Source organism: Metabacillus sp. FJAT-52054 (assembly GCF_037201815.1).
GTDB classification, from domain to species: domain Bacteria; phylum Bacillota; class Bacilli; order Bacillales; family Bacillaceae; genus Metabacillus_B; species Metabacillus_B sediminis.
The window spans coordinates 3,287,764-3,311,663 of the sequence record NZ_CP147407.1; the positions used below are offsets into that span (position 1 = coordinate 3,287,764).

Annotated in this window: 25 protein-coding genes; 8 read left to right on the forward strand and 17 right to left on the reverse strand. The window is 42.4% G+C overall.

The window, feature by feature from the left end:
• Positions 1-100: 100 nt before the first annotated feature.
• The 6 genes from WCV65_RS17175 to WCV65_RS17200 form a co-directional block, all read right to left on the reverse strand.
• Entirely contained in the window at positions 101-1,432 is a 1,332-nt protein-coding gene (locus WCV65_RS17175; protein WP_338778156.1) for a hemolysin family protein, read from the reverse strand.
• Positions 1,433-1,750: 318 nt separating this feature from the next.
• A complete protein-coding gene (locus tag WCV65_RS17180; protein WP_035411056.1) occupies positions 1,751-1,975 on the reverse strand; it encodes a YuzF family protein in 225 nt (74 codons plus the stop codon).
• Between the two features lie 85 nt (positions 1,976-2,060).
• Positions 2,061-2,591, reverse strand: a complete 531-nt coding sequence (locus WCV65_RS17185; protein WP_035411060.1) for an HD domain-containing protein — start codon at positions 2,589-2,591, stop codon at positions 2,061-2,063.
• A 163-nt stretch (positions 2,592-2,754) separates the two neighbouring features.
• A complete protein-coding gene (locus tag WCV65_RS17190) occupies positions 2,755-4,065 on the reverse strand; it encodes a HAMP domain-containing sensor histidine kinase (protein WP_035411063.1) in 1,311 nt (436 codons plus the stop codon).
• Positions 4,055-4,729 carry a response regulator transcription factor gene (locus tag WCV65_RS17195; RefSeq protein ID WP_035411066.1) on the reverse strand — a complete coding sequence of 225 codons (675 nt, stop codon included), beginning with the start codon at positions 4,727-4,729 and terminating at the stop codon, positions 4,055-4,057. The genes WCV65_RS17190 and WCV65_RS17195 overlap by 11 nt, the downstream gene beginning before the upstream one ends.
• Before the next feature lie 226 nt (positions 4,730-4,955).
• Positions 4,956-5,447 (reverse strand): hypothetical protein, encoded by a 492-nt coding sequence (locus WCV65_RS17200; protein ID WP_338778161.1) that lies wholly within the window; start codon positions 5,445-5,447, stop codon positions 4,956-4,958.
• A 190-nt stretch (positions 5,448-5,637) separates the two neighbouring features.
• On the opposite strand from WCV65_RS17200, the gene WCV65_RS17205 reads away from it, so the two are divergent.
• The 3 genes from WCV65_RS17205 to WCV65_RS17215 all read left to right on the forward strand — a co-directional run bounded on the left by WCV65_RS17205 (position 5,638) and on the right by WCV65_RS17215 (position 8,661).
• On the forward strand, positions 5,638-6,870 hold the full coding sequence (locus WCV65_RS17205) for a PucR family transcriptional regulator (RefSeq protein WP_338778163.1): 1,233 nt from the start codon (positions 5,638-5,640) through the stop codon (positions 6,868-6,870).
• A gap of 122 nt (positions 6,871-6,992) precedes the next feature.
• On the forward strand, positions 6,993-8,123 hold the full coding sequence (gene ald / locus WCV65_RS17210) for an alanine dehydrogenase (RefSeq protein WP_338778164.1): 1,131 nt from the start codon (positions 6,993-6,995) through the stop codon (positions 8,121-8,123).
• Between the two features lie 85 nt (positions 8,124-8,208).
• Positions 8,209-8,661 (forward strand): OsmC family protein, encoded by a 453-nt coding sequence (locus WCV65_RS17215; protein ID WP_338778166.1) that lies wholly within the window; start codon positions 8,209-8,211, stop codon positions 8,659-8,661.
• 21 nt (positions 8,662-8,682) lie between these two features.
• Here WCV65_RS17215 and WCV65_RS17220 read toward each other — a convergent pair whose 3' ends face one another.
• Both WCV65_RS17220 and WCV65_RS17225 read right to left on the reverse strand, forming a co-directional pair.
• Positions 8,683-10,458 carry an ATP-binding protein gene (locus tag WCV65_RS17220; RefSeq protein WP_338778168.1) on the reverse strand — a complete coding sequence of 592 codons (1,776 nt, stop codon included), beginning with the start codon at positions 10,456-10,458 and terminating at the stop codon, positions 8,683-8,685.
• A gap of 155 nt (positions 10,459-10,613) precedes the next feature.
• Positions 10,614-11,210, reverse strand: coding sequence for a sulfite oxidase-like oxidoreductase (locus WCV65_RS17225; RefSeq protein WP_035411078.1), 597 nt, complete (start codon positions 11,208-11,210; stop codon positions 10,614-10,616).
• Between the two features lie 109 nt (positions 11,211-11,319).
• Between WCV65_RS17225 and WCV65_RS17230 the strand changes: the two genes are divergently transcribed.
• Entirely contained in the window at positions 11,320-11,913 is a 594-nt protein-coding gene (locus tag WCV65_RS17230) for a biotin transporter BioY (RefSeq protein ID WP_035411081.1), read from the forward strand.
• Between the two features lie 1,565 nt (positions 11,914-13,478).
• Entirely contained in the window at positions 13,479-13,640 is a 162-nt protein-coding gene (locus WCV65_RS17235; protein WP_156505968.1) for a hypothetical protein, read from the forward strand.
• A gap of 125 nt (positions 13,641-13,765) precedes the next feature.
• Here WCV65_RS17235 and WCV65_RS17240 read toward each other — a convergent pair whose 3' ends face one another.
• The 4 genes from WCV65_RS17240 to WCV65_RS17255 form a co-directional block, all read right to left on the reverse strand.
• Positions 13,766-15,094, reverse strand: a complete 1,329-nt coding sequence (locus WCV65_RS17240) for a Na+/H+ antiporter family protein (protein WP_338778172.1) — start codon at positions 15,092-15,094, stop codon at positions 13,766-13,768.
• A gap of 176 nt (positions 15,095-15,270) precedes the next feature.
• On the reverse strand, positions 15,271-15,570 hold the full coding sequence (locus tag WCV65_RS17245) for a hypothetical protein (protein WP_035411087.1): 300 nt from the start codon (positions 15,568-15,570) through the stop codon (positions 15,271-15,273).
• 94 nt (positions 15,571-15,664) lie between these two features.
• On the reverse strand, positions 15,665-17,155 hold the full coding sequence (locus WCV65_RS17250) for a leucyl aminopeptidase (RefSeq protein ID WP_338778176.1): 1,491 nt from the start codon (positions 17,153-17,155) through the stop codon (positions 15,665-15,667).
• Positions 17,156-17,188: 33 nt separating this feature from the next.
• A complete protein-coding gene (locus tag WCV65_RS17255) occupies positions 17,189-17,563 on the reverse strand; it encodes a DUF309 domain-containing protein (protein ID WP_338778178.1) in 375 nt (124 codons plus the stop codon).
• A gap of 98 nt (positions 17,564-17,661) precedes the next feature.
• Here WCV65_RS17255 and WCV65_RS17260 point away from each other — a divergent pair, with 98 nt between their 5' ends.
• Together WCV65_RS17260 and WCV65_RS17265 are read left to right on the forward strand one after the other, a co-directional pair.
• Positions 17,662-18,144, forward strand: a complete 483-nt coding sequence (locus WCV65_RS17260; protein WP_035411095.1) for a divergent PAP2 family protein — start codon at positions 17,662-17,664, stop codon at positions 18,142-18,144.
• A gap of 17 nt (positions 18,145-18,161) precedes the next feature.
• Positions 18,162-18,995, forward strand: a complete 834-nt coding sequence (locus WCV65_RS17265; protein ID WP_338778180.1) for a cobalamin-binding protein — start codon at positions 18,162-18,164, stop codon at positions 18,993-18,995.
• A 66-nt stretch (positions 18,996-19,061) separates the two neighbouring features.
• On the opposite strand, the gene WCV65_RS17270 is transcribed toward WCV65_RS17265, so the two are convergent.
• The 5 genes from WCV65_RS17270 to WCV65_RS17290 all read right to left on the reverse strand — a co-directional run bounded on the left by WCV65_RS17270 (position 19,062) and on the right by WCV65_RS17290 (position 22,418).
• Positions 19,062-19,760 (reverse strand): 3D domain-containing protein, encoded by a 699-nt coding sequence (locus WCV65_RS17270; protein ID WP_338778182.1) that lies wholly within the window; start codon positions 19,758-19,760, stop codon positions 19,062-19,064.
• A gap of 181 nt (positions 19,761-19,941) precedes the next feature.
• The gene (locus tag WCV65_RS17275) at positions 19,942-20,259 is read right to left on the reverse strand and encodes a YuiB family protein (protein ID WP_035411100.1); all 318 of its coding nucleotides are present in this window, start codon (positions 20,257-20,259) and stop codon (positions 19,942-19,944) included.
• A gap of 86 nt (positions 20,260-20,345) precedes the next feature.
• A complete protein-coding gene (locus tag WCV65_RS17280; RefSeq protein ID WP_197491624.1) occupies positions 20,346-20,468 on the reverse strand; it encodes a YuiA family protein in 123 nt (40 codons plus the stop codon).
• 149 nt (positions 20,469-20,617) lie between these two features.
• Positions 20,618-21,100: an NUDIX hydrolase gene (locus WCV65_RS17285; protein WP_035411103.1), complete on the reverse strand. Its 483-nt coding sequence runs from the start codon at positions 21,098-21,100 to the stop codon at positions 20,618-20,620.
• Positions 21,101-21,206: 106 nt separating this feature from the next.
• Positions 21,207-22,418 carry an NAD(P)/FAD-dependent oxidoreductase gene (locus WCV65_RS17290; protein ID WP_035411106.1) on the reverse strand — a complete coding sequence of 404 codons (1,212 nt, stop codon included), beginning with the start codon at positions 22,416-22,418 and terminating at the stop codon, positions 21,207-21,209.
• Between the two features lie 441 nt (positions 22,419-22,859).
• Here WCV65_RS17290 and yumC point away from each other — a divergent pair, with 441 nt between their 5' ends.
• Positions 22,860-23,855, forward strand: a complete 996-nt coding sequence (gene yumC, locus WCV65_RS17295; protein WP_338778187.1) for a ferredoxin--NADP reductase 2 — start codon at positions 22,860-22,862, stop codon at positions 23,853-23,855.
• The last annotated feature ends 45 nt before the right edge of the window (positions 23,856-23,900 follow it).

Here is a 23,900-nt window from a genome sequence, read left to right on the forward strand (position 1 = left end):
TCTTTTATCTTCAAGCTACTATCCATACATCTCTATGTCAATGCTAATCAATTAAAATCGAAAAATAAAGCGCGCGGATTGGAAGTCCAGCGCGCTTTACTTATTGTATATTTGCTGCCTTTTCTTTTTCGGACTGGAGTTTCAGTACTTCCACTGAGCGGATCAAGTGCCCTTCCATTTCACGGACGGTAAACTCATAGCCCTCATGAAAGACCGTCTGCCCCTCTTTAATGTCAACATTTCTTGTGAGCATCCATCCTCCCACTGTATCAATATCCTCTTCTTCAATTTGCAGATGAAGAAGATTGTTTACTTGATGCAGAAGGACCTTTCCATCAAAAATATAGTGATGTTCAGACTTTCTCTGGACCTCGGGAACTTCATCCTGGTCAAACTCATCCCTAATTTCCCCTACAATTTCTTCAATAATGTCTTCAACTGTTACGAGTCCTGCTGTCCCGCCATACTCATCCACCAAAATAGCCAGATGGACGCGCTCTTTTTGCATTTTAATCAGCAGATCCTGAATCGGAGTGGTTTCAATCACTTCAATAACCGGCCTAATATATTTTTCCATTTCCATATTTTCGCGACCAACATGAATGTTCGTAAATAAATCAGTGAAAATTTCTTTACTGTTGACCATACCTAAAATGTGGTCTTTGTCACCATTCACAACAGGGTAGCGGGTATATTTCTCTTCACTCATCAGCTCAAGGTTCTCCTGAAATGTATCCTCAGAGTCCAATGCAGCAATCTCCGTTCTCGGCACCATAATCTCTTTTGCAACACGATCATCAAACTCAAAAATTCTGTTGACATATTTATATTCAGATTGATTAATTTCTCCGCTTTCATAGCTTTCCGACAAAATGATCCTCAGCTCTTCCTCCGAATGAGCAAGCTCGTTCTCAGATGCAGGCTTAATCCCAAAAAGACCTGTAATAAACCGAGCTGAAGAGTTAAGTGCCCAAATAAAAGGAAAAGCAATTTTGTAAAACATAATCAGCGGTCTGGCGAACGCAAGGGCTACGGCTTCGGTCTTTTGAATCGCGACCGTTTTGGGCGCAAGCTCTCCGACGACCACATGAAAAAAAGTAATGATAGCAAAAGCAATCGCCACTGTTACAACATGTGAAAGCGACTCTCCTATTGGCAGCATTTTAAATAAAGGCTGAAGCAAACGGGCTACGGTCGGTTCTCCAAGCCACCCCAAGCCAAGTGCGGTCACTGTAATACCCAGCTGGCATGCCGATAAATATTCATCAAGACTTGATGTGACCCGTTTGGCAGCAATCGCGTTTTTATTTCCTTCTGCAATAAGCTGATCAAGCCGCGAACTCCTGATTTTTACAATGGCAAATTCCGATGTTACGAAAAATGCGGTTAACGCAATAAGTATGGCGACAAGCACCAGGTTCACTATATCCAAAATTCCCTTATCCGTAACTGGATAAGGAGTCACCTCCCAATGGTTCAAGTTATCTGTTTATTGTTTATGGCCTTATATGATCAAGCTTCATTCATTCCATCTATATCTATACCCTAAATTCATTTGCCGCTCACCTGTATTTAAATTCCATTGCTATTCCGGGTAAAAACGGAATTTCAGCCGAAAGTCGCGGCTTTCCAGCCAAACTCTTTTTTCCAGCCAATCTTGCTCTCTTTCCAGCCGCTTTCTTCTGTTTATCAGCCGGAAAAGCAAAAAATAAAAAGCCGGGTTCGCAACTGAACCGGCTTCTTGGGACATCTAATCGTTATCTGGCATAATGGATACAATTTGCTGAATACGAATAAAGAACACAGAGTCTCCGTTTGCCTTTAATACAATATGATCAGGCTTCACATCAGTAAGGTTCCCCCGTACTGTATCCCTGGTCGTTTGAATAACAAGATCCTTCCCAATAACCGTCTGAAGCGTTTGATATACATATGGATCAATGATCGTAATCATTTGAGGAGCTTGGTTCTGCATGGCATTCATCTCCTTAAAGCAATCTTCATACTTTTAACGTATGAAGGATGCAGTGGAGATATCACCACTTCTAGGATTCTTCGAGCTATACCGTTCTTTTTAAGGGACGTTTCCTCTGTTCTATAAGCTGATCCAGTTCTTGTATCTTTTTTCTTGCTGTCTGTTCGGAAATTCTCCTGTAGTGATGTTTGCCATCCGGTTCCTCATCCATTTCATCTGCCAGCTTCACCACTTTTTGAAGAGGATTCTGTGATAAGCTTCCGTCAGGCAGGTAGGAATCCGTATGGAGCAGAATAGCGAGCGCAATTTCTTTCGCCGCTTGACGGTCCTCTCCAAGACGAACCAGCAGCTTGTGAGCACGCTCTGCTCCTTTAATGGCATGAATGTCATTCTTTTTATATTGTTCAAAGTCCCATTCCCCGTCTGTATACCACTCATAATGTCCAATGTCATGAAGCAGGGCTGCTTTCACTGCCAAATCCGGATCAACTCCTTCCTTTACAGAAAGTCTATACGCATGAAAAGCAACGGAAACAGCATGGGCAATTCCTGAACGCTGCAAATATTTCTGTGCAATCGGATGGTCAAAAATCTGTATGAGCGTAACGTTCCTCATCTGTGAACCCTCCTTATCCTAAATAATTTTTCTTATCAAATTATCACAGTTGAAGGACAATATCAAATGAAACGTTATATTGTATGACATCTCTTGAATAGTTGTCCATTGAAATGGCTGTTTTGCCAAAAAAATACCGTCCTTCATCAAGAAGAACGGCATTTTATCGCGGAAAAAAAACCTGAAAGGCGACGCCTTCGTTTTCGTTCTCCACTGTAATAGAAGCGTGGTGAAGATCGGCAATTCGTTTAATGATGGCAAGTCCAAGACCGAAATTGCCCTTTTCTCCTTTTACAAATGGCTGAAACAAATTGGAAAGAAGCTTTTCGCTTACCGGCTCACCATCATTGAAGCAGCGGAGCAGAATCGAATCTCCACGCTGTTTCACAGACAGATCCACTGTACTTTTAGCGTATTTCAGTGCATTTTCGAGAAGGTTTTCCAGAAGTACCCTCACCTGTTCCTCACTGCCATAGATTTCAGATGGCTCCAAATCTGAGCGGATCTTTACCATAGGATTGGCGGCACTGAATCTCACAATAACATCCTCTGCCGTTTCATTGATATAAACAGGTTTTTTCTCAAGCTTTAGCTGGGAAAGATAATCGAGCTTTGTTAAATAAAGCAGATCTTTGATTTTCTTCTCAAGCAGCAGCGCTTCTTTTTCAATAATGTCAGCCGATCCCTCAAGCGATCCTGTAGGATGTATCCCATCTTTCATTGCTTCCGAATAGCTTCTAATCACCATAATCGGAGTTTTCAAATCATGGGAAACATTTTGAAGCATCGTTTGCTGAAATTCGTCCTGTTTTTTGAGCTGCTTCCTCATATCATCAATCGAGACGGCAAGCTTCCCGATTTCATCCTTCCGGTCTAATAGAAGGGATTCGCCAAGCTTTCGCTGGGAAATCTTATTTACATGAGCCGTGATCAAATCGAGCGGTTTAACTAGCCATTTTGAAAAGATAAAAGCAAGGACTATGCCGCCTACAATGATTAAGGCAAAAATAAAGAAGATTCGTGTTAATAACGTTTGTATAAGTTCATTTCGATACTTGTCCCATAGGAAGGACACGAGATATCCTTTGTTTCCTTCTCTGTCATAGCCTTTTCTAATGACATAGAGCATTTCACTTTTACCGAAGGATAAATTATAGCGTTTCATATTTTCTTTTTGCTGCTGGCCTTGAGCTAAAAACAACCGCAAATATTGCTCACCCTCATAACGGCCATTTTCATAGATAAAGATATGCTTGACAGACCGGATTTGCTGATCTGCCGAAGAATTCTCCGGATCCGTATAATTCAGATTAGGATAGGATGGCTGCTGCGCCTCTTCAATTGTGCGAAAAAGTTCATTTGTAAAAAACGTCTTTAGTGTTGAAGGAATAACGAGAAAAAAGACAATCGCCATTACCACAATTAAACCTGTGAAGAGCGTGGCAATTTGAACAAATAACGGTTTATTTCTCAAGATACTTTACCGTCCGGTATCCATATCCGTAAATGGTCTCAACATGCAGCTTCGGACATTTTTTTCTAACTCTTCGGACTAAGTCATCCACTACCCGGTCCGAGCCAAAATAATTGTCCCCCCAAACATAGGTTAAGATCTGCTCACGGCTCAGTGCGCTTCCTACGTGCTTGACAAGATAGACAAACAAATCAAATTCCTTTGACGTCAGCTGAATCACTTCATTGTTTTCAGAAATGGTCCGCTCTCTTTCTTTAATGATATAAGGACCATAAATCAGGCTTGGCTCCTCATGCTTTTCATATGTGCGCTTCATAATTTTTTTCGCACGGATGATCAGTTCCTTCGGCAAAAATGGTTTGGCAAGATAGTCATCTCCGCCAAGCTCCAGACCAATTATCCGGTCGAGGTCTTCATCCCTGGCACTAATAAATATGACAGGAGTATCTTCGTTCATTTTTTTAATTTCTTTTATAACGTCATATCCATCTATGTCCGGCAGCATAATATCGAGAATCCATAAATGGGGCTGTTCATGAATGCTTCTAATCGCATCCATTCCATTATGAAAGCTCTTAACCTCCCAATTTTCCTGTTTCAAATATGTGGTTAATACGGTATTTAAATGATTTTCATCTTCTACTAAATAGACGGTATAAGACATTTCATCCCCTCCATAAGCTTGGCATTCAATGAATAACAATCAGCAGCTCTGATTCACCAGAAAAGGGGAGCAGGCATGCTCCCTCTTATTCCTTTTCATTATTGTACCTTTTCACTTAAACGACTTTCCAGTTTTTCAGCAGTCCAGTTCCATTTTGATCATAATGCAAAATTGACGCAGAAATATGATAGAACTGTGGAGAATGTGGAGAATTTTTGAATGAACCCTATTTCAGCCGTTTTTCCAGTTCCTTATTTCGGTTTTGCACCCGTTTAAGCATACTGTTCAAAGATTCTTTAATACTTGTTTCATCTTTCTCTTTTAAAGCATGCTTAAGATCCTGCAGAACCCTCTTCCGGTCAGGATGGTGATGCCCTTTGTGCTTGCTATCCCGCCACTCTCTTGAATTTTTCCGGATAATTTCATCCGGCAATTTTTGTTCCTTCCACTGCTTTCTTAAACCGGCAAGCTCATTCCTGTCTTTTTCATAATTCTGATGCTGCTTCTCCTTAAGCTCTTTTCTTCTTTGCAGTGCAGTTTCCCATTCACGCGTCTTTTCAGGGGTATAGGTTTTCACCAGACGTAGAAGCTCCTGTTTCCTATCCTTTTTAAAATGCTTAGAGTGATTTGGAACTGGCTGTTTTTCAGAAGCAGCAAAAGCCAAATTTGGTGCAGACACCATAATGACCAAACCAGCAAGCAGCAACCATGATTTCATCTTCAATCATCCTTCCTTAATGAGAATTCAGGTTTAGGATAACCAGAATTTCCTGGGAAATTATGTTGAATTGTGTAATATGAGGTTTCTGCATCATTATTTTGGATTTATCCTCCCCCCCTCTTTTTGTTGATTTTTACAAAGGAGATGCGCATACTTTTCTATAGAAGAATGATCAGGAGTGACTAATATGACCGACCGCTATAATCAGCCTTTCATCTACCAGTTTGACCGGCTTGAGGATATTGCCGACAAAATCAGTGAAGTCCTTTCTCTTCCTATTACAATAGAGGACGTAAATCATCGGCTTCTTGCCTACAGTACTCATGACGATTGTACAGATCCGGCAAGAATTTCTACTATTATAGGCCGCCGGGTGCCTGAGAAAGTAATTAACAGCTTATGGAAGGACGGGACGATCCCTAAGCTGATGAACACAAAAGAACCGATCCGTGTAAATCAAATCGAGGAGGTAGGTCTCGGCAGCCGTGTCGCCATCTCTATTTGGAAAAATGAAGAGGTCCTTGGATTCGTCTGGGCACTTGAAATTGAGAAAAAGCTATCGCCTTCAGAGCTTCAATTATTAAAAGAAGCGACAGAGGCCATTAAAAATAAACTACTTAATCTCCATGCCAATAAAACCAAAAGACAGGAACGCAGCCAGGAAATGTTCTGGAGGCTGCTAACAGGAAATGTTCAGTCCATCCACGAAATTCAGCAGGGCTTCGGACAGCTGAATGTGAAGTATCCACAAACGTTTTCTGTCATCCTTTTTACGTTCGGCCCGGAAATTTCCCAAAGTGCTGAGAAGCAAATTGATTATCTGCTTAAAACAACACAGCAGGTTCACGTATTGTTATCTACAACTGACTATAACCAGCTGATCATTTTGGCAGAGCCGCGCGGTGAGCAGGCTTTAACAGAGATTAAAGATTTCTGCGCCTCAACTGTAAGGCAGCTGGATGAAAGATTTGGACTCCGGGGTGTTGAAGCTTGCATTGGAGGAGTCTACGGTGAAACGCTTAAAGTTGAACAAAGTTATCACGAGGCACTTGCCGTTTCAAAAATAAAACAGCGTTTTCCTGAAGAAACCATGTCTTTAACAAGTTTTTCAGAGCTCGGGATCTACCAGTACCTTGATGTGCTTTACGAAAAGCGCAAGCTGGAGGGCTTTGAAAATTACTCTTTGCAGAAGCTTAAGGAATACGATGCTGATCACAAATCCAATTTAACTGAGACGCTTGAGGTTTACTTAGAGGCCGACAGCTCTGTGCATGCTGCCGCCAAACAGCTGAATGTTCATGTAAATACGCTTAGCTACAGACTGAAGCGCATCACTCAAATAGCAGAGATTGACTTAACGAATCCGAATGAGAAAATGACCATTTATTTGGATATGAAGCTGGATCGAATGTCTTTGTGAAATTTCACAAAAGCATGGAAGCCCTTTCTCTTTTTTAAACAAACAAAAAATAGGAAGAAGCTATTATACTAAACCTATAACTTATTCCAAACCAATACCTGACCTTATAGGAGGACGGATTTATGATTATAGGTGTACCTAAAGAAATTAAAAACAACGAAAACCGCGTTGCGCTGACTCCAGGCGGAGCAGCACAGTTTACAGCAGCCGGGCATCGTGTTCTTGTAGAAAAAGAAGCTGGCTTAGGAAGCGGCTTTACAAATGAAGCTTATTTGGAAGCAGGCGCAGAGATAATTGAGATGGCAGCTGATGTATGGGCTCAATCCGATATGATTATGAAAGTAAAAGAGCCTTTGCAGCCAGAGTACGTATTTTTCCGCGAGGGTCTGATTCTTTTCACTTACCTTCACCTTGCAGCTGAGCCGGAACTTGCACTTGCTCTAAAACAATCCGGTGTAATCTCGATTGCCTATGAAACTGTTTCAGCAGGACGCACCCTTCCATTGCTTACACCGATGAGTGAAGTGGCAGGACGCATGTCCGCTCAAATCGGTGCCCAATTCCTTGAGAAGCCTAAAGGCGGAAAAGGGATTCTGCTTGCAGGAGTTCCCGGAGTGAGCCGCGGTAAAGTTACAATCATTGGCGGAGGAGTAGTCGGAACAAACGCAGCCAAAATGGCAATCGGTCTTGGAGCGGATGTAACCATTATCGATTTAAGTGCTGACCGTCTGCGTGAATTGGACGATATTTTCGGCACTCAGATTAAAACACTTATGTCCAATCCAATCAACATTGCACAAGCAGTTGCTGAATCCGACTTGCTTATCTGCGCGGTTCTTATTCCTGGCGCAAAAGCACCGACTCTTGTAACCGAGGAAATGGTAAAAAGCATGCAGCCTGGTTCTGTCATCGTTGACGTAGCGATTGACCAGGGAGGAATAGTTGAAACCGTTGACCACATCACAACTCATGACCAGCCAACTTATGAAAAGCACGGCGTCGTTCATTATGCTGTTGCCAACATGCCTGGTGCAGTGCCGAGAACTTCTACAATGGCCCTAACTAACGTGACCGTACCTTACGCATTGCAAATTGCCAATAAAGGTGTATATAAAGCGATCACAGAAAATATCGCCCTTAAAGCAGGCCTGAACACTGCTAATGGGGAGATTACGTACGCAGCTGTTGCTCGTGATCTTGGCTTCACATATGTACCTGCGGAAGTTGCTTTGGATAAAGAATTGACTGTATAACCTCTGTTGAAAAGGAAGATGCGCTGAGCATCTTCCTTTTTTATAGTCAAAAGATGCGCTACACTAGCCGAGGGAGGCGATTTCAATGGCAGAACACAGCTTTTTGCTTCAGGCAACATGGCCCGGCGGAAGAAATAGTGTCGGGGAAATACAAACCGGACATTTAAAGACAGCCATTTCCATCCCTCCGGAAATGGATGGACCGGGTGAGGGAACAAATCCGGATGAAATGCTTTTAGGGGCAGCAGCAACTTGTTATATCATTACACTCGCTGCGATGCTTGAAAGAAATTCAATCCCTGTAGAAAGTCTCACGATGGAGTCTGAGGGAATCGTCGAGGTGATAAAGGGATATATCACGTACAAAAAAATCATTCACCGCCCTGATTTGATTCTAGCATCTGATGCGGAAGAAAAAGAGATCCGACTGGCTCAAAGGCTGGCAGAAAAAGCAGAGCAGTCCTGCATGATTTCACGAGCGCTTAAAGGCAATGTATCCATCGAATTAGAAGCTCATATAGAAAAAAATTCAAAATAAAGCGGCCATAAGGCCGCTTTATTAAATAAATCTCTTTTTTGCTTCTTCAATTGGATCTAAAGGAAGCAGAATGGTAACGGTTGTCCCTTTTCTCAATTCACTCTGAAATTGAATTTTCCCTCTATGCTCATCTTTTACAATTTTGTAGCATACCGTCAGACCTAAGCCTGTCCCTCGCTCTTTCGTTGTGAAGAATGGTTCCCCTAGTTTTTCAATCCGGTCAGGTTCAATGCCTTCTCCCTCATCCTTCAAAATAAATTGTGCATAGCCATCAGCTGTCAGTGAGCAATAGATGGTCATCATCCCGCCAAATTCCATTGCTTCAATTGAATTTTTAATTAAGTTCATGAAGACCTGCTTTAGATGATTTTTATTGCACATGATATACAGTTCCGGATCAGCGGTAATGCTGAATTGTACGTGAGCAGCTTTGGCTGTCTCCTCCATAAGCAAGACAACATCATCCAATATCTCTGCAGCTTTTTCTTTTTTAAAAGTTTTGCCTTGAGGCTTTGCAATCAGCAAAAGCTCATCAATAACTTCATTAATCCGATCGATCTCCTCCGCCATGACTCGAAGATGATTTCGATGCTTCAGGTTTTCATCCTCACCTAAAAATTGAACAAACCCTTTAAGCGAGGTAAGCGGGTTCCTTATTTCATGAGCAACGCCCGCTGCCAGCTCTCCTACAACACTCATTTTCTCTGTTTTTAAAAAGTATTCTTCGTCCCGTTTCCTTTGGCTGATGTCATTTCCAATACATAAAATCAGCTGTTTCCCTTCAAGGGTTACGGGAATTTTCAGAACTTCTACCCACTTGACCTGGCCTCTTAAATCGACAATTTTATCTAGTTTTTCATATTTTGGTTTGATCCCAAGCAGAACCTTCTTCTCTTCCATTTCTATTTTTACTGCCTGAACACTTCGGGGATTCAGCTCCAGGTCTGTTTTATTCAGAAGATCTTCCACATCCATATCATAAAGTGAAGCCATGGCTTCATTAGCGATAATGTACTGGTGGTCTTCATTTTTCACATAAATATAGTTGGGATTGAGATTCATAATTTTATGAAGGAGATTTTTTTGCTCCTTCAAACCGCGGGTAAGATTTTGAATAAGACCAATAAAGATGATTAGAGTAAGCAATATAGATGAAAAACCTGACACAAAAAGCGGAAGGATTTTATACCCGCTTAAAAGTCCGATCGTGATAACACTGAAAACAGTTATGCTTAAATACAAGCTAAATAAGCGATGTTCCTTTACAGCCAGGAATATGGAGAAAAATATTAAAGTGAAGGCAACAAATAAGGTTAAGCTCGTGTTCAGTACAAACAGCCACTGCCAATCTCCAAAAATAGGATAATAGTGATTAGGGTACTGTTTGCCAGGGTAATACATCTCAAGCCCTCGCACTCCTAAGGCTGTGTTGCTGAGCACATAAACAGCGGTGCTTAACATAAAGGAGAAAATCAAGACGAGCCGAAGCGGCCAAAGGAAAACCTTTTTGGAGAACAGACTCACTTTGCTGTAGCGGGTGAGAAGAATGTACATGAAATAACAGACCACTGGAAAATTAAAAATAATGCCAAAGCGGAAAAATGTGAAATATCTTTTGGCCTCTTCAATTTCAAATAACTCCACCCCATATAGAATGGATAAGTCTAATTGCCAAAAAGCAAGCAATAGGAGAAAACTGATGGCAACTTGAAAAAAAGGAGTGCGATTGTGAAATAAAATCACAACACCTAATACGAAAGGAATGATCGCAATAATAGCCAATAACGTAAAGTACATGTAGTCTACACTCCATTAAATCCTCGGTAATTAGATTGCTGTAAATATGCCAGCATAGTATTTATTATAACAATGTAGGAGCGGTTTCGCGCCCCCTATAACGAAAGTTTTTTATTTTTCAAGTATTAATTTTTTCCAAAAACAAAAATAAAGCATTAGTCCCAGGAAAATCTCTCCTCTTTCCAAGGGTTTCCGTTCATATGGTAGCCGTTTTTTTCCCAGAATCCAGGATGATTTTGCTTTGTAAATTGAATTCCCCTAAGCCATTTAGCGCTTTTCCAAAAATAAAGATGCGGAAAAACTGCTCTGATCGGGTATCCATGCTCTGGCGTTAATGGTTTACCATCATGAGAATGAGCCAGCAGACTTGTCTCCTTCAGAAAGTCTTCTAACGGAAGATTTGCCGTCCATCCTTCCTCGGCATGGAGAACAACAAATCCTGTTTCGCCGCTGACTCCCGCTGCATGAGCTATATCCCTTGCTCTAACACCTGTCCATTGATTATCAAGTCTGGACCATCCCGTTACACAATGAATATCATTGGAGATAGTTGCTTGAGGAAATTCCATCAAATCCTCAAAACTTAGAAGCAAAGGCTTCTCTACAAGTCCGTAAACCTGAAGATTCCAGCTCTTCAATTCGCGATATTCCGGAACCGAACCGGCGTGCAGAACCGGAAAGGTTTTCGTTACATGCTGGTTAGGAGGTACACGTTCTGAATTAGCATGGGCTTTGGATTTGCCGAAGTACATTTTGTTCACCGCCTTTTTATGTTAACCTTTAAATAATAGAAGTTGACATTAATAACACCTTCTATTAGTCTATATATAAAAGCCTATAGGTGTAAAGGAGAATTATGGGATGGGTAGAAAATTTCAGACAATTGATTTAGTATACGCCAGCATGTTTGCCGCTTTAATGGCAGTCGGGGCAAATTTAACTTCATGGGTGCCGTTTTTGCAGGTTGCGGGAGTACCGCTGTCAATGGCTCCTTTTTTCTGTGTGCTTTCAGGGCTTTTGCTCGGTAGCCGTTTGGGAGCGGTATCTATGACGGTCTATGCACTTATAGGCGCTGCAGGTGCACCTGTCTTTGCTGGATTTTCTTCGGGATTTGGCATTCTTTTTGGAAAAACCGGCGGATTTATTCTTTCCTACATATTAGCCGCTTATGCAGCAGGAAAAATCGTAGAATGGAACAAAAATCCGAAGCTTCCGGTATTTATGGCCGCTGCATTTGCAGGAATCATCGTAATTTACTTGTTCGGAACAACCTACATGTATGCAATCATCAATTATGTAGCAGGGGCCAAGCTTTCCTACTTGGCAGCATGGCAGATCATGGTATGGTTCGCCGTTAAAGATGTTGTGTTCACCATCTTCGCAGCCCTTATCACTCCGCGTATCTATCATCAGGTAAAAAAGGGAAACCGTCAAACAAAACAGCGGGCAGCATAAAGGGATATATAGGAAGGCAGCCGGGAGCTGCCTTCCTTTTTTTTTTGCGGCTGAAGCGGATATCGGACTCTTGTACTCTTTTATCGGCCACTCACATGCGCATATCGGACACTCGCTCTCATTTATCGGACACTGATTACCGGATATCGCTCATTCACGCGCATATCGGACTCTTGTTTTCTTTTATCGGCCACTCACACGCGCATATCGGACACTCGCTCTCATTTATCGGACACTGATTACCGATATCGCTCATTCACGCGCATATCGGACTCTTGTACTCTTTTATCGGCCACTCACATGCGCATATCGGACACTCGCTCTCATTTATCGGACACTGATTACCGGATATCGCTCATTCACGCGGATATCGGACTCTTGTACTCTTTTATCGGCCACTCACATGCGCATATCGGACACTCGCTCTCATTTATCGGACACTGATTACCGGATATCGCTCATTCACGCGGATATCGGACTCTTGTACTCTTTTATCGGCCACTCACATGCGCATATCGGACACTCGCTCTCATTTATCGGACACTGATTACCGGATATCGCTCATTCACGCGGATATCGGACTCTTGTACTCTTTTATCGGCCACTCACATGCGCATATCGGACACTCGCTCTCATTTATCGGACACTGATTACCGGATATCGCTCATTCACGCGGATATCGGACTCTTGTACTCTTTTATCGGCCACTCACATGCGCATATCGGACACTCGCTCTCATTTATCGGACACTGATTACCGGATATCGCTCATTCACGCGGATATCGGACTCTTGTACTCTTTTATCGGCCACTCACATGCGCATATCGGACACTCGCTCTCATTTATCGGACACTGATTACCGGATATCGCTCATTCACGCGGATATCGGACTCTTGTACTCTTTTATCGGCCACTCACATGCGCATATCGGACACTCGCTCTCATTTATCGGACACTGATTACCGGATATCGCTCATTCACGCGGATATCGGACTCTTGTACTCTTTTATCGGCCACTCACATGCGCATATCGGACACTCGCTCTCATTTATCGGACACTGATTACCGGATATCGCTCATTCACGCGGATATCGGACTCTTGTACTCTTTTATCGGCCACTCACACGCTCATATCGGACACTCGCTCACGTTTATCGGACATTCGCTCCCATTTATCGGACACTGATTACCGGATATCGCTCATTCACGCGGATATCGGACTCTTGTTCTCTTTTATCGGCCACTCACATGCGCATATCGGACACTTGCTCTCATTTATCGGACACGGCTTTCACTCACTGCTCTTTTCTAAGCGTCCGCTCCTCGGGTTGCTGTTCATCTATTTCAAAACAGCATCGCATGCCAAAATACCCTTTTCAATCAAGCGAAATTGGAGAAATCATACAACTTACAGATCATTACTGCATAAAATATCAGGGAAAAATAAACAAAATGGGTTGAATTGCCCTGGGATTTGAGGTATTCTAATAACTATTGCCGCCGGAGGTATAAATAGAGCTCCATTTTGGCATAATGCAAGTATCGTAATAAAAGAGGTGAAGATCATGTCTGGATTAGCGATTAAACGCTATTTTTTGAGTGAGCTGGACCGCGAACAATATGAAACAGAAGTATTACATTATACCCCATCTGCAGCCGATTATTTGTTCGACTGGGACGACGCTGAACTCCTTAACGCATGGAAAAATATACAATTGCAAGCATAATATCTGACTGCCGGAGGATTCCGGCAGTCTTTTTATTTCTGCAAACGAAAAAGGGCCCCTAGAGAAGGCCCTTTTTCCAATCATGGCTATATATAAAGTCTTTAAAAACAGACGATATACCGAAGTCAGAGAACCATTGCCGCTATCCATCCAAACAGGATAAGCGGAATGTTATAGAGGAGAAATGTCGGAACAGTAGTATCCCAGACATGGTCATGCTGTCCATCTGCATTTAAGCCCGATGTGGGACCAAGTGTACTGTCCGATACAGGTGAACCTGCGTCTCCAAGTGCACCTGCCGTTCCAATAATAGCGATCGTAGCTAAAGGACTAAAGCCGAGGTTTATACACAATGGGACAAATAAAGCTGTAATAATGGGAACCGTTGAAAAGGAAGACCCAATTCCCATCGTGACGAGCAGTCCAACTATAAGCATGAGCAGCGCAGCTAATGACTGGTTATCTCCGATTAGTGCTGAAGCACCTCTCACCATCTTCTCAATATGGCCGGTTTCTTCCATTACACTGGCAAAGCCCGATGCAGCAAGCATAACGAATCCGATGAATGCCATCATCTGCATCCCTTTTGTCAGGATTCCATCTGCTTCCTTCCATTTCATCGCGCCTGTAATATAGAGAACCGCAATTCCCGCAAGGGCTCCGAAAATCATTCCTCCCTCAATCTCCAGGTGTGACAGGTATAACTGAACAGCAAGGGATATAATAATGGCCGCTGCCGCAAAGCTGAGAGATTTTTTAGAAAAGGCTACTGCCTCTGCCCCTGTAATTTCACGATCTTCATAAATCCTTTTCTTTCTATAGAAAAAGAAAGCAAGTATTAAGCCGGTTACCATTCCTAAAGAAGGAATGAGCATGGCATCTGGAATATCCGAAAGTTTAATAGCAAGTCCCGCTTGCTTCATATTATCTCTTAAAATCCCATGAAAAATTGCTCCGAAACCTGCTTGAATATACATATACGGTGTAATTAAACCAAATGTAATAACAGCAGCCACAAGTCTTCGGTCAATTTGAAGCTGATTAAAGATCTTTAATAGAGGCGGAATTAAAACGGGAATAAACGCGATATGAACAGGTACGATATTTTGAGAAGAAATCGAAACCAGCAGGATGATGAATAAGATCAAAACCTTGGAAAGAGTTTTTCTATTCGATTCTCCTTCTCTGCCTACTAGTTTAATCGCAAAGTGCACCATTGCATCCGGCAGCCCGGTTTTAGTAAGCGCAACGGCAAATGCACCAAGTGATGCATAGCTGAGAGCGACTGCAGCATTTCCTCCCAATCCGGAAGTAAAAGCTTCTCCAATTGTTTTTATATCCAAGCCGCTTGCGAACCCCCCTGCCAATGCACCGATAATCAGAGAAAATACAACATTTACTCTGACAAGGCTTAGCACTAGAAGAACGGCAACAGCTAAAATGACAGCATTCATAACAGAACCTCCAAAAATCCTTTAGTTTGCTAATATGGTAGAGCAATAAAATGACATGTTCCTAAATTATCACAGAATGAGAACCTATGTCAACGGTTTGTTTTATCACATTAGTATGTTAAAGGAATTTTCCAATAGAAAAGACCGGATCCTTGATCGATCCGGCCTGTTTCTAATTAATAATAAGGGTATCCATAATATGGATACGGATAATACGGATATCCATAGCCATACCCATAATAAGGGCTCAGTAAGGCAGAAGCAGCTAATCCTCCCGCCAAGCCCAAGGGAAAGCCGTAGCCAAATGGCCCGAAGCCATATCCAAATCCGAATGGTCTTCCAAAGCCAAAGCCGAACGGACGGCCGAAGCCTCCAAAGCCAAAGCCCGGCCTTCCAAAGCCAAACCCTGGTCTTCCAAAGCCGCCAAAGCCAAATGGCCGCCTCATATCTTCATATAAATTAATTTGTTCACTCATCACATAACCTCCAAAACTCTTTCTGTATAATCCTGCCTACTGTAAACTATGCAGTCGGATTGTCCAGAGAGTTAGGCGGAAGCCCTGTTTCTTGTTAGACCTCAAAATTTTCTATGAATGTAGCGAGTGTTCTTGCCATGACTCCTGTCGCACCAGATGGTCCAAGACGGCTTTCTTTGTTCGTAACCGAAGTACCTGCAATATCCAAGTGGACCCACGGAGTATCTTCAGCAAACTCTTTCAAGAAAGCCGCAGCCATAATCGCATGTCCCTCTCTTCCAGGAGAATTACTCAGATCTGCCATTTTGCTGCTTTTTACACGTTTTGTATCTTTTTCTGTAATCGGCAGCTGCCAGATTGGCTCCCCGCATTCCTTAGATGCCGCTGTCACTTGTTCATAAAGGGCGTCATTATTCGTCGTTGCACCCGTCATATCATTTCCTAATGCAACAATTACTCCCCCGGTCAGAGTCGCAACATCAACTAAATGGGTCGCTCCATGATGTTTGGCATATGTGATGGCATCTGCAAGGACAAGCCTTCCTTCGGCATCGGTATTTAACACTTCAATTGTTTTTCCGCTCATGGAAATGATGACATCGTCCGGCTTGAAGGCAGTTGCTGAAATGACATTGTCTGTAGAAGGAATAACCGCCACTACGTTTTGCTCAGGCTTTAGCTCGCCGATAATTTCCATCGCTCCAAGCACGGCAGCAGCGCCTCCCATATCCGTTTTCATTCCGACAATTCCTGATTTCGTTTTAATGGAATATCCGCCTGTATCAAAGGTGATTCCTTTGCCTACAAGGCCAATTGTTTCCGTACTGTTCTCATTTCCATTGTATTTCAGCGTAATCATTTTAGGAGGCTCAGCGGAACCTTGGTTTACAGCAAGCATCGCGCCCATACCAAGCTTCTGCATCTCTTCTTTTTCAAGAATTTCACACTCGAAGCCATATCGATCGGCAAGCATTTTCGCATGTTCTGCAAGCTCATTTGCCGTTAGAATGTTCGACGGCATATTCACAAGCGTCCTCGCTGAATTTGTGCCTCTCCCATGTGCAGCTCCAACAAATAAAGCGGCTTTTATCTCGGAAGCATCTTCTTTCGTCAAAACCGTTAGCTCTTCAATCTTTTTTTCAGGTTCATTTGATTTATGCTTATAATCTTTAATTTTATAGGAAGCGAGCTCGAGTGCCTCAGCCAATGCGTGTGCTGCTTCCAATCCGTTCAGGTGTTCAGAAGTAAAAGAGTCCAAATCAATGACTGCCTCTGTTTTCCGGTCAGCAAGAAGGCGTTTCACGATATTGCCGAATGCTTCTCTTGCTGCTTCGAAACCCCATTCCTTTTCCCTTCCCAGCCCGGAAATGTAAATTCTTTTTAAATGCGTTTTTCCTAAAGGAAAAATTTTCGCAACGGCCATGGAGTCCGCACTAATATCCCCTTCTTTTAGCAATGCCGTCACATGCCCTTCAAGGCTCTCATCTATAGCTGCAAGTGTGCCCTGCAAAGGCTGTGTCTTTTTAAATAATCCTGTAATCAGGGTTTCTTCATTTCCAGTAAGCGTATCCATTACTTTGAACATGTCACATTCCTCCATCACGTGTTTTTAATCGGTCTATTCAAGGTATAGAATGAGCAAGGGGAGTCTGGGCAGCTCCTTAGTCATTTCATACGGTACCTTATCCGGGACCTGTGGTATAATAAGTAAACAATTTTCCATGAACCGACTTACTTTTTCCAAATTAATGCCCCAGTAAATCGGGCGGTAGGACTGTATGTACTGCCTGCCAGCGCGCATCATGGCTCTTGACCCTTTTAAGTTGCCGTAGCTGTAATGATAAAGGGCAACAGACATTTGAAGCAAACCCTTTAAAAACAGGTTGGATTTGTCTGTCAGCCACATTTCCTCCAGGAGGTCGTGGCACGTATAGAAATCGCCTTCATTAAAATGGATGAAAAACTGGTAGTATTCCTCCGGATAACCATCCATAAAGCGGTCCCCCTTCGCCTGTTATCTTTATTTTATCAGAAGGGGGGAATTTAAACACAATTAAGTGCTGATACATATGGAAGGCAGGAGAATCCATTATGGATATATTTTATAATTTCCCTTTAATAGCTGCTCTGACTGCGATATTTTTCGCTCAGGTTGTGAAAGTACCCATTCATTTTATTGCCATTAGAAAATGGGATTGGTCACTCGTAACCAGTACAGGCGGTATGCCCAGCTCCCATTCAGCAGCCGTAACTGCCCTGACAACAGCAGTGGCACTCGAAGAAGGTCTCGGTTCCACCCTATTTGCCGTGTCGGCAATATTTGCAGTTATCACCATGTTTGATGCAACGGGAGTTCGCCGCCATGCGGGTGAACAAGCCACTGTTCTTAATAAACTGGTCATTGATTTTAACCGTTTTATGAAGGAAGCGAAAGATTGGCAGCAAAATCAGGAACAGGAAAAACAAAAGAGGCTAAAGGAATTACTAGGCCATCAGCCAATTGAAGTTTTTTTCGGCGGGATTACTGGAATTCTGCTTACCCTGTTAATGCATTACCTCTTTTTCCAACTATAGGGCATGAGGTGAACCAGATGAAAATTGTTTCGATTTGCCCCAGCAATACCGAGCTTGCCGTCTGCCTGGGATTGGCGGACCAATTAGTAGGACTCGACGATTTTTCGGATTGGCCGGAGGAAATTAAACACCTGCCAAGACTCGGTCCCGATTTGTCGATACGGATGGATGATCTCGAAAAATGCGAGCCCGACTTAGTGCTCGCTTCCCTCAGTGTCCCGGGCATGGAGAAAAATATTGAAGAACTCGAACGGAGAAATCTTCCGTATATGGTATTTGACCCGCAATCCTTTGAAGATTTAAACGAGGATCTGATGAGATTAGGGGAAAGAACTGGCTGCCTTGATAAGGCACAGGAAAAAACGAAGGTGCTCCGCTCGATTGTAAAGCAATTTGAAATTAAGTCACTGGAGCTTTCCTCTAAACCCTCCGTCTATTTTGAGTGGTGGCCAAAGCCGATTTTCACTCCTGGAGGAACAAACTGGCTGACTGAGATGAGCCGTCTTGCGGGCGGAGAAAACATTTTCAGTCAAACAGAAATCCCCAGCATTCAAACGGACTGGGAGGATATTTTAACAAAGGACCCCGATTATTTCTTCCTGGTCTGGGTCGGAGTGAAAGAATCAAAAATGAAAATTGAGCATGTTCAAAAAAGGACTCGGTCATCCGAATTATCAGCTCTGCGCAACGGCAGAGTAATTATGCTGCAGGAAGCGCTTTTTTGCAGGCCATCTCCAAGACTGTATGAAGGACTGGCCAACCTTGCTGCTATCCTGCATCCAGACCATTTTAAGGACCAAATCTCCCTTATTCGGAATTCTTCAATCTATTCAGGAAGGAAAATTCTTTGAAATTAAATGCAAATTATAGCCAAATGGTAAAGGCAGCTGGAGAAGATCCCAGCTGCCTTTTTCGCCTTAATATCCAGTTTTCGGTTTAGTGTATTGCTGTCTGAATGCTTGCAGGGATTCACTTTCATTCAGCTTTGCCAGTTCCTTTTCCGTAAAGCTGCCGTCCCCTTTTTTAACAACATAAACCTCAAGTTCTTTTTTGCCCCAATTTTTATAAACATCAGCGACTGTATTAAAATACAAGTCCAGCCTGTCACCTTTAATGGCTGCACCTTTATCCGCCACAACGCCATATCCATAATCAGGGATAAAAAGCACCGTCCCAATCGGAAATACAGTTAAATCTGCAGCGATCGTAGAAAACAAATCCCGCTTCACCTTAACACCGGAATAAGTAATTCCATATTCAGGATGCCCGGGATTTTTACCTGTCGACTCAAATCCCGCCGTATAGCCGGTAGCAAGAACCTTATGCTTCGGATACTTCTCCCAATCAAAAGCCGTCTCCAAGGAATCATTCTTACTCACCGCTGAATTTGAAGAAGTTAGTGCCGCCAAATGGTGATCTGATGGCAAAAACTTCATAGCAAGTCCAAAGAAACGCAGAGATCCGTCTTTTTCATTTTGATATGTATACTTATTATATAAGTCTTGGGTCAGTTCTCTCGCTTTAACGCCTGAGACACCCTCAAACGTTGCAGCCAATGCTCCTGCAAAAAGCATGGCCATAACAAAACGCCTCGACCATATTCCAAGCTTTCTCATTCTCTTACTCTCACTCCCCTCACTAGACTATTTGTTCCCGTCCGGAAACAAAAATATTCTTAATGAGGGAAATTGAAAAATTTGTAACAAAAGGATATGTTACTGAATCGATTTCCACACCTTAATGGCTGAATGATTGCGAGTCAGAACAAATAAAAAAACCTCCGAACAATCGGAAGCCTCAGAACATTTGATATCCTCTTTTTCTTAACGTCTGGATAACCAGTCCAGAACAAATTGCACCTGCAAGACCGCTTATTAAAATGGTGACATCTACTCCCTGAAGAGAAACTACTTTATGAAGCAGGGCGGGAAAAGACTCTCCCGGTGCTGTGAAATAAGAGGCTGCAGCTGTATCATCAATAATTAAAATGCATACAACCGGATAAATAATGGCCATGATCCAAGACATTCTAAGCAGCATGTTCAATAAAAAGCCGATTCCAAAGAACAATACAAAGAACAATACGATTGAAATGATAAATACCGGCAATATCATACCTAAAACACCTCCAATACACCAATTTCAGTGTACTGAAAGCGCATTAGATACGTCAATATGAATTTCCCTGAATTTTCTATATTTCAAGACTTTTTTCCAGTTCCATTGCAAAAATCGCAGGTTTCTGTACCGCCTAGCAGCAACTGAAAATATCCCTTACCTGAGCAATATGGACACTCTCTCTTTTCAGCCTTCAATGCAGCCATCTCTAATCTCCCCTTTACGATCTATTGTTAATTAAGATAGCAGGTATCTTGTCAACAATAAAGTCAGATAAGATGACAAAAGAGCTAATGAAAGCGAATACATCAAGTCCGCACTCCTGTTTTCTTTAATTTTCTTATTTTTTTGAAAATTATAAAAATAAATTATATGCGGAGTACTGGAATTGCTCTCCAGGATCCAGCTGGTCAAATAACTCCAGTTTAGGATGAATATCTTTTTCTGCCAGAGCTGTAATCAGCAAAGACGCATCCGGATCCGTTTTCAGCTGCTCGTAAGGAATAAATGCTGCCTCAAAGAGCTCATCTTCCTGGATGCGGATCACATTGCTTGCTGCCCGCAGTTTAAAGATTATCATGTTGTCACTGACCTGTCCTTTAATAACGCCGGATCTTACCCCAACAATTCCATCGATGACCGCCTTAACCCCTGTTTCCTCATAAATCTCTCTGATTACAGCCTGATCAATCGTTTCATTTCCATCCACAAATCCTGCCGGCAAGGACCACTTCCCCATCAAACCGCCGTATTTCTTTTTTACAACAAGCCACCTGTTCGATTCATCAGTAACGATACCTGCGGCAGCCAGCCAAACATTTCCCCGTTTACTTGTCATGATGCCACTCCTCTTTCTGTCATTCCATCATATGGTATATGCCTTTTATTATGTACCCAAAAATAATAAAAGGCAAAAGCTATAAGCTTTTGCCTTTCCTTACTTATTAAAAGAACTTGAATTTTCCTTTTTTCATGACCATACCAGGTCCGCCCACCATGTATAGCGCACGGTTGTCGATCATCTTCTTCATGAACGATGCTTTCGTTCCAACAAGCTTCTTGCCGAAAACGGTTCCTACTGCATCATCTTCACCAAGGGAAGCAACTGTACCTTTAATGTCAGCTTTAAAGCCTTCCATTTCTCCCTGGCCTTTAATTAATACGGATAGGTTTTTCGCACAAGTTTCACCCTGCTGCATCGCAATTTGTGCAGTTGGAGGATATGGACGATTGATTTCTTCATTGATAATCAATGAGCAATCTCCAATGATGAATACATCTTTGTGGCCAGGTGCAAGAAGATCAGGAGTAACTTTAACGCGTCCGCGCATGTTCTCGAATCCAGCTTCTTCTACAACGCTGTTTCCGCGAACTCCTGCAGCCCATACAACTGTACCAGCTTTGATTTCTTCCATATGATCATCTTTAGCAACGACGATTCCATCTTCCGTACATTCTTTAATAGCTGTACCGATTTTGAATTCTACACCTTTGCGCTCAAGATGATTAACTGCATACTCAACAAGTTCCGGATCAAATCCCGGAAGAGCCGTCGGAGCAGCCTCCACACAGATGATGCGGACTTTCTTAGGATCAATATCATATTCGCGGCAAAGCTTTGGAACACGGTTGGAAAGTTCTCCAAGGAACTCGATACCTGTGAATCCTGCTCCCCCAACAACAATTGTTAAACGGTCATCCTGTTTTACTTCTTCAGTCTGATACGTTGCGAACTGAAGTTCAATATGCTCACGCAATTGGCGGGCAGCATTAATGTTTGTAATTCCAAAAGCATATTCCTTCAAACCTTGAATTCCGAAAGTTTCCGGCTGAGAACCTAGAGAAACAACCAGATAGTCGTAATCAAGCTCGCCTTTTTCAAGAACAATTTTCTTCTCTTCCGGTTTGATCGCAGTTACTGTATCCTGCACGAAGTTCACACGGCTGCTGATTACTTCTTTGATTTGGTAACGGCATTTATCGTGATGAAGCGTACCTGCTGAAGCTTCATGCAGCCATGTTGTTTCATAATGGTAATCGTTTTTGTTAACAAGCGTAATATCCGCATCATTAACACCTACTAATTTTGAAAGACGGTTAACCGTAATTAAACCACCATAACCTGCACCTAAAACCACTACTTTTGGTTTATTCAAGACAAATCACATCACCTTTACTAAATTTGTGGGAATAAGAGAACTGAAAATAATACCTTCGTATATTTTCCGCTTCTTTTCACCATTTTATTTTGATTTTCGCCAAAAACTTTGTGAAATACTTCACTATATAGTACACAAAAAAATAATCCACCATTTAAAGAATGGTTCACAAAAAATTAACAATTATGCCTATTACCAATATTAATCCTTTGTGAAATGTTTTTCAAGTTCTATTTAACCCAAATCATCAGTTGCGAAAATTCCGAAAATAAGGTAGGATACTTACTTAAATTGCATTCTATTCGCCATTCGATTATGAAAGAAAAGGCTGCAATCTCTAGATCAGGAAAAACTTACCGATCTTTTTTGGAAGATGAGCTTCCTAAAAAAATATGGTATGATATAAGTAAGAATAGTTATCAATTAGGGGGTTGCATTGTGAAAGAAGATACAAAGGTTTACGACATTACCATCATTGGCGGAGGACCCGTCGGCTTGTTCACAGCATTTTATGGAGGAATGAGACAAGCAAGCGTTAAAATCATCGAAAGTCTTCCTCAGCTTGGCGGACAGCTTTCTGCCCTTTATCCTGAAAAATACATATATGATGTAGCTGGTTTTCCAAAAGTCCGTGCGCAGGAGCTTATCAACAATTTAAAAGAGCAAATGGCTATGTTCAACCCTTCCGTTGCCTTGGATCAGGCAGTGGAAGAAGTAGAAAAACAAGCGGACGGCGTCTTTAAGCTGACCACCAACTCTGAAATCCACTATACAAAAACCATCATCATCACCGCTGGAAACGGAGCATTCCAGCCGCGCCGCCTTGAACTTGAAAATGCTCCGCAATACGAAGGCAAAAACATGCACTACTTCATCGATGATCTTAACTCCTTTGCCGGCAAACGCGTCATGATCTGCGGCGGCGGAGATTCAGCTCTTGACTGGGCCCTTATGCTTGAACCAATCGCGGAAAAAGTCACACTTGTCCACCGCCGCGACAAATTCCGTGCCCACGAGCACAGCGTAGAACAGCTGATGAACTCCAAGGTCGAAGTCATGACTCCATTTATTCCTGAGGAAATTATCGGTGAAGACCGCATTGAACAAGTCGTCCTTCAGGAAGTAAAAGGCGAGCGCAAAGAAGTCATTGAGATTGATGACCTCATTGTCAACTTCGGATTCGTTTCCTCGCTTGGTCCAATTAAAAACTGGGATCTGAACATCGAAAAGAATAATATTCTTGTGAACTCAAAAATGGAAACAAACATCGAAGGCATCTACGCAGCAGGAGATATTTGTACGTACGAAGGAAAAGTGAAGCTCATCGCCAGCGGTTTTGGTGAAGCACCAACTGCTGTCAACAACGCAAAAGCATACATTGATCCAAAAGCGCGCGTTCAGCCGCTTCATAGTACTAGTTTGTTTGAGAAATAATAAGAAGAAAGGGGCCGGTCATCTGACCGGCCTCTTCCTTTTATC